A 10,956-nucleotide genomic window follows, 5' to 3' on the forward strand; every position below is an offset into this window, starting at 1 on the left:
GACCCCGCAGGTCAACGACCAGCTCGCTGTCCGTCATCGCAGCAGACTAACCAGCCCCACCACGAGAATCACCGGTCAAGGAGACACGCTCTAGTCCTGCTCTGCGTAGTGATTCAACGGTAGTTGACGAGGGCTGCGTGGCCAGCACCGGTTCCCTCCCACCGCACGCGATGAGTCGATGCCGATTGCCCGAGCAGCCTTTACGACCGCGACATCCGGCCAGCGGCTTGTGCGGGAGTCTGCCCGACTCCCAACAGATCCCGCACGCGCCTGTTCGAATCGGCATCCCCCCTCAAGTTGAGCGTCTTTTCGCCGACGTGTTGCCGTTCTGGCACGGAGTCGGCCAAGGGGCAGATGTTGGTTGCCGGTCGTTCGAACGGCTGCTGGCTGGGCGTGGTGTTGCAGGTGTGAAGTACGGCGATCGGTAGTGTCGAGCATGTGCTGGCACTACGTGGTCTGATCAGGTCGAGGCTGCTGCTCGCTGTCATGGTCGGTTTGGCGGCGCTGTTGGCGGTCGGCGTCGCAGCGACGGGGTTCGTGCTGAACGTGCACCATGAGCGGGCCGCGCGGCAGATCGAGACCCTCTGGCACCCAGCCGTCGCAGAAGTCGGCGCCGTCCGGGCGGCGGCTGGCGACCTGCGAGCTGCGTCACTGGCCGGGGCCGGGGGCGAGGAGCTGCGCGAGGGTGCCCGAAGGGCCCTCGAAGAACACGTGGATGCACTGGGCAGGCTGGCGGCCGGGTCAGACGGCGAGGTCGACGCCAAGATCGCGGGACTCGACCGTGACGTCTCGAAGTGGCTTGAGAGCGCCCGCTCCGATGCGGTGAGGGACCGGATGCGCGTGTACGGGTTGCCCGCGTCCGCCGTCGGCGCGGATTCCGCCGGGGGCACTTACGCAGCCGTCGACGCCCGGACGAAGGAGTTGACGGCTCTGCTGGAGCAGCGCAGTGCTCGCGAGGCGCAGGACGCCATGGGGCATATGAACGGCGTGATGCTCTACATCCTGAGCCTCGCCGTCGCGTTGCTGGCCACGGCGGTGGTGGCGGCTGTGGTGCTGCAGCGTCGCTACCTGGCCCCCGCAGGGGCACTTGCCCGGCGTCTGCGGCGCGCGGCCAGCGGTGACGCCTCCGTCGCCGGACCGCCGCCCGGGGGCGGCCGGGGATGGATCGGCCGCCTGACCGAGGAGGCCGAAGGGGTGCGCGAGCGCTTGGCGGTGTCCCAGCGCGAGTCCCTTCGCAACAGAGAAGCCCTTGTCCAGGTCGGGCCGGCAGTGCAGGGCCTGCGCGAGATCCTCACCTCCTGCGAGGATCCGGGTCCCGGGGCCGTGGTGGCGGGTGACGTGCGCGCAGCCGAGGGCCTGATCGCGGGCGACTACCTCGGCGCCGTGCGGCTGTCCGACAGGTCCACCGCCGTCTTCCTCGGCGACGTCTGCGGGCACGGCGTCGCCGCGGGACTGCTGGCCGTACAACTCAAGAGCGTCCTGACGGTGGGCCTGCGGCTGGAGGCCGACCTGGACTCGTTGGTGCGCGCGGTGCACCAGGCTCTGGCCGACGAGGAGTGCTTCACCACCCTGGTCGTCGCCGTCCTGGACCCGGAACGCTCCACACTGACATGGGCCAACGCCGGACATGAAGAACCGTTCCTGCGGCGGGCCGACGGAACGGTCGAACGCCTGGAACCCACCGGCCCCCTCATCCATCCCTTCCTGCCGGCACCACCCGGCACCTGGCAGACGCGCACCGTCCAGTTCGACCCCGGCGACCTGCTGGTGCTGTCCACCGACGGCCTCACCGAAGGCCGTCGTCACGACGGCGAGGAGTTCGGCGAGCAACGGGCCTCCCGCGTTCTGGCAGGTCTGGACGATCCCACCCCCTCGGCGGCCGTCACGGCCCTCTACGCGGCCGCCGAACACTTTTCCATCGATCAGGGAAGAGACGACATCAGCCTCCTCGCGGCCGCCACCGCCGCACCGCACGGCCGCGCCTCAGGACCACGCACCACCCCACCCGCCCGGACCGGCGAGAACGAAGCCGGACACGACTGACCCCGCCCGGCCAGGCCCCCTGCGCGCTGCCGCCGAGAAGCCCTCGCACTGGTACACCTCGACCACGATCAGGTCGTCTTCCTCGCAGCCGCAGGATTCCCCGACCCCGAACGATGCTCGACGACCCCGCTCGGACCGAAGAGTGCGGCGGCCACGCACCAGTGGCGGACGGCTTGGCCACCTTCTGAGTCCTTTGCGGGGCGGGGCTGAATTTTCCTCAGGGGTTCTGTGGGGGCCTGAGACCGCGTTTGAGATCTGCCGTGCCGTGGGGCCGGCAGGGTCGTCGAGCTCTGTGTGAGTGGCTCTGGGGGTGGGTATCCGTCGGACCCGACGGACGAGCAGTGGGCGCTGGTGGAGCCGTTACTGCCGCCGGCGCGGGTGGGCCCGAAGGGCGGTCGGCGGGAGAAGCACCCGCGGCGGCGGATCGTGGACGCGATCTTCTACGTGGTGCGGACCGGCTGTGCCTGGCGGCAGCTGCCGAAAGACTTCCCGCCGTGGCCGACGGTGTACTGGTACTTCACCTGGTGGCACGACGGCAGTGTCGAGCGCATCCACGACACCCTGCGCGGCCGTATCCGGGAGGCGGACGGCCGCGACGTGGAGCCGAGCGCGGTCCTGATCGACTCGCAGTCCGTCCGCACCGCCGACACCGTCCCCGCTGCCACCAGGGGCTTCGACGCCGGCAAGAAGGTGAAAGGCCGCAAGCGCCACGTGATCACCGACACCCTCGGCCTGCTCCTGGCCGTCCACGTCATCGCGGCGAGCATCCAGGACCGCGACGGCGCCAAGCGACCGTTGCCGTGGACCAGGCTCGACCATCCCGGCGACCGGAAGGTCTGGGCCGGCCAGCGCTTCGCCGGCCGCCTGGTCGGGTGGACCGCCCAGATCCTCGGCCGTGACCTGGAGATCGTCCGCAAGCATCCCGACCAGCGTGGCTTCCAGGTCCAGCCCACGCGGTGGGCGGTGGAACGCACCTTCCCGTGGCTCACCGCCCACCGGCGCCTTGCCCGCGACGACGAGACCAGCCCCGCTCATTCGGAGACGATGATCCGCCGGGCGACGATCGGCATCATGGTCCGCCGCCTTGCCCGAGGCCGCCCGGCAACCCGGCAAGGCTCGCGATCCCTCTCACGCGTCACCGGCCGGCGCATCGCACATCCCCTCATGTGTCGTACGAGCCGTCCCACGGGGCGCTGAATCCAAGCCGGTTCGGGTAGAACTCGGCCCAGTCGTGCTGTTCCTCCCCATCGGGATACTCCCCGTGGCACTCAGGGGCCAGACCGAACAGCGTGCCGTCGACCTCTACGGCGAACGGGGCGACTGCGATGTCGGCGAACCTCCGGCCGGGCAGCGAGTCCAGCCATTCATCCATGAGCCGCTGCGCGGCTTCCACCACCGGCACCTTCCCAGGCCCGTCGGCGACCGTTCCTGCCGACCTGATGCGCGAGCCCAGGTGGTGGCCGTCGGCGTCGAACTCGTGCAGCACGGAGTACCACCGCCGCACCACCCGCCCATCACCGTCCCGGCCTGCGACAACACCACTGACGTGAGCGAAGAACTGGCCTCCGTCCCACTGTCCGATGGTGGACGTTCGGTAGTCCGGCTCATGCCGGATGGGAACCAGATCAGGCACAGTCATGGCCGCACCCTACGTGCCGACCACGACAGTACGGATGCCCGCCCAGCCTCACTCGTCGCAGATCTCAAACGCGGCCTCAGGGTGAGGAGTGCCGACCGCCTATGCGTCCCCTGGAGACGCTCGAGTACGGTCAGGCGGCCACGACCACCACGGAGGTACTCATGTCGGACCCGCTCTCCCCGCAGCCGGCCCCGAAGACACAGCACACGGTCCCGTCCTTCACTCCGCCGGTCCCGGGGCTCGTGGTCGGCATGGACGAGGAAGAGGGGGAGATCACCATGGGGCTCGGGCTGATGCTGCGAGGGGCGGCCCTGCTGGAGTACACGCTCCACGGCCTCCTGGTGCACCTGAAGGACAAGCGGCCCGCCTACAGCTACCAGCCCCAGGCCACCGGAGGGCAGCTGGCCACCGAGTGCATCAAGTACCTGAAGGAGATGGAGAACGAGCTGATCCCGGCGAAGCACTGCGCCGACCTGATCGAGTACCTCGAGACATCCGCGGACCGATTCAAGATCCGACACCACTTCGTGCACGGCGTCCTGGACTTCGACCCGGAGTTGCAGCAGTGGCTCACCCACACGGGCAGCAAGACCAGGAAGACCTTGCCCGAGATCAGGTTCACCACCAGCTCCGAGCCCTGGGAGCTCGCCATCGAGTTCGACCACCTCAACAAGAAGATCCTGGAGCTGGACATCGAGTACTTCGACGAGCCGGGTGACCCATCACAGGGAGAGCCCGCCCGGGTGTCTGTGAAGCGGTAGCGGGTGTTCGAGGGCGCGCTGGTCGCGACGCTCGTCGTCGTGTAGATCACGACGGCGTTCTTCATTTCGGCAACCTGCACGGGGCGTACGACTTTTTCCACGCCCTGAGGTCCGTCTCCGAGTACCAGGACATCTTCGGCAAGGGGGGAGTACTTCCGGGAGCTGATGCAGCAGAGCATCGGGATCGAACGCAGGCCCATGACGAGATCGGCAGGAGGTTTGACCTCCCGGCGCCGCTGGTCATCAACGACTCGTACCGCATCTACTACGTGCACGAGGCCGGCGCGCTCTGCATCCAGACCGGCAAGAACATCCCCGACCTCGGCCACACCAAGTTCGACGACGCCGCCTACGGAAGGCCGCGAAGGAGATGCGCCAGATCAGGCGAGATGCACCGCATCATCCTCACCGACGCCGAGATCCTCGTCCTCGGCGACGTTTTCGCCCACGAGAGCCGAACGCACAGGTGATGTCCATGCACGTGCAGAAGTTCCCCGGCTCTGACCTCGGGCTTTTTCCCTAAGGTGCTGAATCTTCGAGCTCAGGTACGGGCGTCTGCAGGCCGGATAGCCCAGGTGAAGGGCTGCTTAAGGGGGCCGAGGAGGCCTCACACTTGCCCGGGGTTGTCAGGGCCCTCTGCGTATGCTCGTACGACGAGTTGATCGCAACACACGGAGAGCCCCGCTGCGGCACCGAAGCTTTGGACGGCGTGGTGCAGCAGGGGGCTCACCGGGTCAGTGCGATCGGTTCGTGCCCCTGTAGAGAACCCGAATTCATGGAGCATGAATGACCGCACCCGGAGTCGACGGTACCTCGTCGGCAAGTTCTATGACTTCCCCGGCTGGTGAGCGACGGAGTGAAGACCCTGACGCCCTGCTGACGGAGCACGCCTTCCTCGTGCTCGTCGGAGCGGGACTCATCGCCCTGGTCGTCGGTGGGCTGACGTACCTCAGCACGGGGAACACGGCTGGAGCCGTGCTCGCCGGCATGACGGCGGGAGGAGTGAGCGCGCCCGTGCTGCACAAGATCGTCGGGCCCTGACGCCCAGAAGAAGCCCCGGACCCCGGACGAGCAGAAGGGGGCCGGGGTTCTTCCTGAGGTGAAGGTCTCCCGCCTAGGCAGTGTCCGGCGGATCAGGGACGGACCGGGAGGCAGTGAGCCGGGAATGAGCCGTCGGCGGGGATGGAGCCGCGTTTCGCAGCTCAGGACGGCGGTCCCGACGTCTTCGCCCACTACTCCAACATCTCCGGCAACGGCTACCGCGAGCTCGTCGAGGGCGAGACCGTCACCTTCGACGTGACGCAGGGCCAGAAGGGCCCCCAGGCCGAGAACATCGTCCGCGGCTGACCCGCCGGGCCCCACGAAAATGCTTTCGATCCCGCGTCGGCTGCTGTGTACGATGGTGTCACCGACGCGGGGTGGAGCAGCTCGGTAGCTCGCTGGGCTCATAACCCAGAGGTCGCAGGTTCAAATCCTGTTCCCGCTACGAAAGACAGGGGCCCGGCTGTTGCCGGGCCCCTGTCACGTAAGCCTGCCCTGAACGGCAAGGGCGCCAGGGGCAGGGTTTCGCGAGAACGCGCTCACGACGCCGCAGCGCCGGACGCGCATCAACCGTGCTCGGCGACAGCCGAGGCATTCCGTCAGCAGGGGCCTGCAATTGCTGGCCCTTCTGGCCACCGCAGCCCCTCCGCTCCAGCTGGCCATGTAGTGGACGGAGGTCAAGGCATCCGTGGTTGTGGGGCGGTACCTTCCTGCCCATCGACCGGATCGACGCTGTCCGGCCGTTCTCTTCCGGCAAGCACAAGAAGCACGGCATGAAGGTTTACGTCCTGACCGCCCCGTTCGCCCGGCTGCTGTGCACCTTGGCCGCCTCGGCGGACGCCATGTGCGAGACAGGCTGCCGTACCTCCGCCCGGCCCGGCCCGCCAGCACAACGAGCAGACCAGCCCTGATCGCTTCCACTCCGGCGCCTGACCATGGGAAGCGATCAACATGCCCACCTTTATCCGTCGCGAGGTGGAGAGGGCACAGCGGCCGATCAGGCGGAAGCACGCTTCACAGACGACGCTCCGGCTTCATGCTCATGCCTGGCGGCATCCAGCAGCCGGGCCCAGGACCGCACCAGGGGCCGGCGCTTCAACAGGGCGCGCCTCTCTCGTTCTGTCATCCCACCCCATACACCGTGCTCGATCCGGCCGTCCAAAGCATGCGCCAGACACTCGGCCCTCACAGGACACCCGGTACACAGCGCCTTCGCCCGGTTCTGCGCCGCCCCCTCGACGAACAGATCATCCGCATGCGTCGTCCGGCACAAGCCCGACACCATCCAGCGATCATTCACACGCATCCATCCACCCCACCCGGCCCCACACTGCTCCTGCTCCCAGCCCGCCGCCCCGTGGCCTGGTCGTCCTCACCGGCACCTGCGCCGTGCCCCCGGCAGCGACCTCGGGTGAAGCCGGCTCGGGCGGACATACGAGAACCGGCCCGCACCACCGCGAGTGCGGGCCGGTCTCCACCATGCCCGGGCCTTACGGACGGGGGAGGCCGCAGGCCCTGAAGGAGCGGCCATGTCCTCCGCTCCCGGTCCTTGTGCCCGCGAACTGCGCCACCATGCGCGGTATCGGGAAACGGCTGGAACACCGCCGAGGAACAGGACGACTGCTCCTACATCGAGCGCCTCGCCAAAGAAAGCGAAGCCCCCGAAATATGCGCTGCGGCTGAGACTGCACGACGGAGGCCGCGATCCTGTCCGGCCCGCGCGTCATCCGCGTCGGCGGATCCGCGCTCACCGTCGCCCGCTGACCCCCGCACACCGTCCGGAGTGGTGGCGACGAGACCGGAGGTGTGCGTTGCGTCTGGTGGGGCAGGCGAGAGGACGGCGACGGGAGGGACCGCACGGTCCGCCCGGGAGCCGCACTATCCGAACGACAGTGACCAAGAGGAGTCCGTCGATGACCGACAACACGCAGGCCACTGCACCGCACACCGTGCCCGGACTGGACCCGGCGGAGGCCGAGCGGGTCGTGGACGTTCTGCAGGCGCGGTTGCACGCTCTCAACGACCTGGCCCTCACCCTGAAGCACGTCCACTGGAACGTGGTCGGCCCGCACTTCATCGCCGTGCACGAGATGCTCGACCCGCAGGTGGACGCCGTCCGGGAGATGGCCGACTCCACGGCGGAGCGCATGGCCGCCCTCGGCGGGGTCCCGATCGGCACGCCGGGCGCCCTCGTCGCGGGGCGCACCTGGGACGACTACGAAGTGGGACGCGCCGACGCCGTCGCACACCTCGGCGCGCTGGACCTGGTCTACACCGGCGTCATCAAGGACCACCGGGCCGCCATGAAGACGGCCGGCGACATCGACCCGGTGACGGAGGACATGCTGATCGGACAGCTGGCGAAGCTGGAGCAGTTCCAGTGGTTCGTCCGCGCCCACCTGGAGAGCGACAGCGGCCGCCTCAGCACCTCCGGCGCGCACACGCTCAGCGACGCCGCCGGCCAGGCCGTCCGAGCGTCGGCCGGGGGCGCATGACCGCGTCCCCACCCGGGGCGACAGACCGGGTGAGGTTTTCCATGAGACGGACACAGGTGCGCCCGTTCTGCCCGTGAAACGGACAGAACGAGAAATGGGGGCTTTGGGCGGTTTGCTAGTTTCGGTAAAAGTGGTTCAGCTGAAGCCGTACGTACGATAGAACGGCAGGTCACAGAGACTGCTCCCTGCGTCCGTGGGTATGGCCCCTGGACCGGGAAGTGGGAGGGCGCGTGGTCCTGGCGGCTGCTCCCCGCTCGAGCGGGGGTGGTCTCACGGCTCTTACCAAAGCCTCGTGATCCGCTGCCGACAGCCGCGTTGGCCTCTGTATCACCCTGGTCTGTGAGGCACGGTGTCGGCTGGTCTCGTGCTTCCCTGTCTGCCTCGCAGCGCGCCTCTCGCCCCACCCCACGCGGGAGGCGCACCCCCTGCCAGACGCCACCGGGCCGGGGCGGGGTTCGGGGAGAATCAGCCGGTGACCACCGCGCACCGCCGGACGCCTACCCCAACCGTGAGACCGCACCCATCCAGGCCGCCCAGGCCGACCTGCTCGCCGGCCTTCCCGCGTCCGCCTGCTGGGGGCACACCGAAACGATCCGGCAGTTGCTGGCACGTGGCGCCGATCCCCACCTTCGCGAAGATCACGGCACAGGAAAATCTCCGCTGGACTGGGCAAACACCGGACCTCACCCCGACGCCGCTGAGATCCCCCGGGCCGCAGGGGCGCAACCAACAGCTCACCCAGCTTCGTAGCCATCGCTACCTCAGCGCTCGCTTTCGTAACAGGCCCCAGAACCCAGTCCTTCGGGTCCGTTGAAGAGAGTGAAAGCTTCCGTCCAACGGGCCCTTTCAGCCCATCCGTTTCCAGGTGGTGCAGCCGGAGGTCTGGAAAGCTTTGTCGGAGGCAAGGATGGTGACGGTGGCCGGGCCCTTGCCGGCATTGTTGGCGAGGGTGTCGCTGCTGTCGCCCGTGGTGCCCTTCAGGCGGGCCCAGTAGCAATCTGTGCCGCTGCTGGCGGGCCCGGCGCTGCGGTAGGTCCCCGGCCGGACCTCCTGGCCGACTAGGAAGGTGCCGTCGCCAGGGATTTCCCCTGCGGCTGCCTTCGCTGTTCCGGTTGTCTCAGAAGTCGTCTCGGGCATTGTGCGGGCCGGCGGCGGGGCCTCGGCGGTTGCCCCTGTGGTGGCCGGCGAGGCGGGTGGCTGGGGGTCGCTGCTCTTGGTCCCGTTGCTGCCCACGATGCCGATGAGCACTCCCACCAGGAGCCCGCCGAGAACAGCGAGGGAATGAGTCAGCACGGGCCGGTGGCGCCTGCTCGTGGGCCCTGAGGGCGGAGGCGCCGAGTACGGGCCCCGGGGCGGTCCTGACGGGGTGCTGCGGCCGGTCATGGACTCAGAATGCGACCAGGCAAGCCCGGCCGCATTTCTCACTCGGTCCACTCCAGCCCGAAGCTGGCGAGCGCGGCCAGCCTGTCCGCCGTGAGCTTTCCGCGCCTGCTCTTACTGTTTCTCGTTCGTGTAGGGGTGGTGGTGGGGGAGGGGCTGTGGGGGGCCCGGCTGTAGGGGTGATGCGTTTTCCGCATAGCGCTGGGTTTTGTATGCCGTATGCGGAAATCGCATGTGGGTGTGTGGTTGCCGGGTTGTGTTCCCGCCGGCGTGCGTGCTGCTCCTGCTGCCCCCTGTCCCAGCTCACGCTCATCTGCGGGTCCGTGTCGGTGAGGGCCTAGGCCGTCGCTGTGCCTTTCCGGGCGTTCCCCTTACCTTCTGCGCTGTCCTTGCAGGTGCGTGGTGGCCGGTCGTGTCTGTGGGGGTCTGGTGGAGCAGGAGACGGCGGGGTTCTGTCTGGGTGGTCTGGTGGGTGCGGGGTCCTGGGAGCCTCTCAGGCTGTTTTCCCGGGTGACGGGGCGGGCGGGTAGCGGTGAGGGGTGATTCGTTGGGGCTTTCGCACAGCATCGGTCGGCCTGGGGCTTCCTTGTCCGGCGGTGTCCGTGTGACGGGCAAGCCCTTTGTCGAGCCAGCGCCGCCTTCCGCGGTGTCGACGGCCCCCCTTTACTCCCTGCTCCCTGTCCGCGAGCGGCTTGGCCTCCGCTGGCCGGGGATCTCGTGCCCGGCCCTGTTCGGTGCGGAGGGGGGCTTGTGTGTGACGGAGCCGCCCGCCCCCGGGCTGCTCCCCTGCAGCCGTGAGACAGGGGGTGATGCGGTTTCCGCATGCGGGATGACAGGCCCTCACGTGTATGCGGTTCCTGCATGTGCGTGAGGGCTGTTCCCGGCTTCCGGTCGACGAGGTATAACGCATGCCTGCTGCCCGGTTGCCGCTTGAATGCCCGAGTAGCGTGCTCCGCAGTCGGCGCCGCCCCGGCACGCAGCACTCTGCCGGCGTGCCGGGGCGTTCGGGTCTGCCTCTGGCGTGTGGTGGGTGACGGCTTGTCTTGATGCGTTTTCCGCATGGAGCGTTGATGGTCCGCCAGGAGGCGTCCGCTGACCGAGTTTTGAGTCTTCCTCACCCGCAGCCAGGTTTCTGATGTTTAGCGGCATGTAGGGGTACTTGGGGTAGTTCGATACAGGACTAGACAACTACTTTGGAGTCTCATCACCCACAGCGACACTCTATATGGCGTCGTCACGCCCGTGGAGTACCACCCCTCCACCACTCAAAGTGACATCCCGCAAGCGCGACAAACAGTCGGCACACACCGCTGGCCCCGCAGGGTCCGCACCCCACCCACTACACCCCCACCCCACCCACCACACCATCAACCACCCAATACAACACCTCACTTACCAGCACCACACCCCGCCGCAGGCGGGCGCTCAACCACAAACAACCCCCCACCCCACACCCACACCCGCCACACCACCTCCACCAACCCGTGGTCACCGAAGGTGCCCGCCCCCACGCAGCCAGCCCAGCGCCGCGCAGCGGCGCAGCACCACTGGGTGTGACGCAGTCACACCGCGTCGTGTCTCCGCAGGAGACCGCGCG

General features: G+C 68.3%; 10 protein-coding genes and 1 tRNA gene. 8 read left to right on the plus strand and 3 right to left on the minus strand.

Going from position 1 to position 10,956, the window contains the following annotated elements:
- Positions 1–438 precede the first annotated feature (438 nt).
- Complete coding sequence (locus ACIGW4_RS37825; RefSeq protein ID WP_399586231.1) at positions 439–2,043, plus strand: PP2C family protein-serine/threonine phosphatase; 1,605 nt, start codon at positions 439–441, stop codon at positions 2,041–2,043.
- Between the two features lie 255 nt (positions 2,044–2,298).
- Positions 2,299–3,240 (plus strand): IS5 family transposase, encoded by a 942-nt coding sequence (locus ACIGW4_RS37830; RefSeq protein ID WP_399586247.1) that lies wholly within the window; start codon positions 2,299–2,301, stop codon positions 3,238–3,240.
- Here the strand turns inward: ACIGW4_RS37830 and ACIGW4_RS37835 are convergent.
- Positions 3,206–3,682, minus strand: coding sequence for a hypothetical protein (locus ACIGW4_RS37835; protein ID WP_399586233.1), 477 nt, complete (start codon positions 3,680–3,682; stop codon positions 3,206–3,208). The genes ACIGW4_RS37830 and ACIGW4_RS37835 overlap by 35 nt on opposite strands.
- 101 nt (positions 3,683–3,783) lie before the next feature.
- Between ACIGW4_RS37835 and ACIGW4_RS37840 the strand changes: the two genes are divergently transcribed.
- From ACIGW4_RS37840 to ACIGW4_RS37860, 5 genes are all read left to right on the plus strand, one after another.
- Positions 3,784–4,443, plus strand: coding sequence for a hypothetical protein (locus tag ACIGW4_RS37840; protein ID WP_399586235.1), 660 nt, complete (start codon positions 3,784–3,786; stop codon positions 4,441–4,443).
- A gap of 269 nt (positions 4,444–4,712) precedes the next feature.
- Positions 4,713–4,913, plus strand: coding sequence for a hypothetical protein (locus tag ACIGW4_RS37845; RefSeq protein ID WP_399586238.1), 201 nt, complete (start codon positions 4,713–4,715; stop codon positions 4,911–4,913).
- Between the two features lie 427 nt (positions 4,914–5,340).
- Positions 5,341–5,484 (plus strand): hypothetical protein, encoded by a 144-nt coding sequence (locus tag ACIGW4_RS37850; protein ID WP_398711832.1) that lies wholly within the window; start codon positions 5,341–5,343, stop codon positions 5,482–5,484.
- Positions 5,485–5,625: 141 nt separating this feature from the next.
- On the plus strand, positions 5,626–5,790 hold the full coding sequence (locus ACIGW4_RS37855; RefSeq protein ID WP_399586241.1) for a cold shock domain-containing protein: 165 nt from the start codon (positions 5,626–5,628) through the stop codon (positions 5,788–5,790).
- A 65-nt stretch (positions 5,791–5,855) separates the two neighbouring features.
- Positions 5,856–5,929, plus strand: a tRNA-Met gene (locus ACIGW4_RS37860).
- A 552-nt stretch (positions 5,930–6,481) separates the two neighbouring features.
- Here the strand turns inward: ACIGW4_RS37860 and ACIGW4_RS37865 are convergent.
- Positions 6,482–6,790, minus strand: coding sequence for a WhiB family transcriptional regulator (locus ACIGW4_RS37865; protein WP_359591305.1), 309 nt, complete (start codon positions 6,788–6,790; stop codon positions 6,482–6,484).
- 607 nt (positions 6,791–7,397) lie between these two features.
- Here ACIGW4_RS37865 and ACIGW4_RS37870 point away from each other — a divergent pair.
- Positions 7,398–7,979 (plus strand): Dps family protein, encoded by a 582-nt coding sequence (locus ACIGW4_RS37870; RefSeq protein ID WP_399586243.1) that lies wholly within the window; start codon positions 7,398–7,400, stop codon positions 7,977–7,979.
- An 846-nt stretch (positions 7,980–8,825) separates the two neighbouring features.
- Here ACIGW4_RS37870 and ACIGW4_RS37875 read toward each other — a convergent pair.
- Complete coding sequence (locus ACIGW4_RS37875; RefSeq protein ID WP_399586246.1) at positions 8,826–9,272, minus strand: hypothetical protein; 447 nt, start codon at positions 9,270–9,272, stop codon at positions 8,826–8,828.
- Positions 9,273–10,956: the final 1,684 nt, after the last annotated feature.

Source organism: Streptomyces sp. NPDC053513 (assembly GCF_044544765.1).
In the GTDB taxonomy this organism is placed as follows: Bacteria; Actinomycetota; Actinomycetes; order Streptomycetales; family Streptomycetaceae; genus Streptomyces; species Streptomyces litmocidini.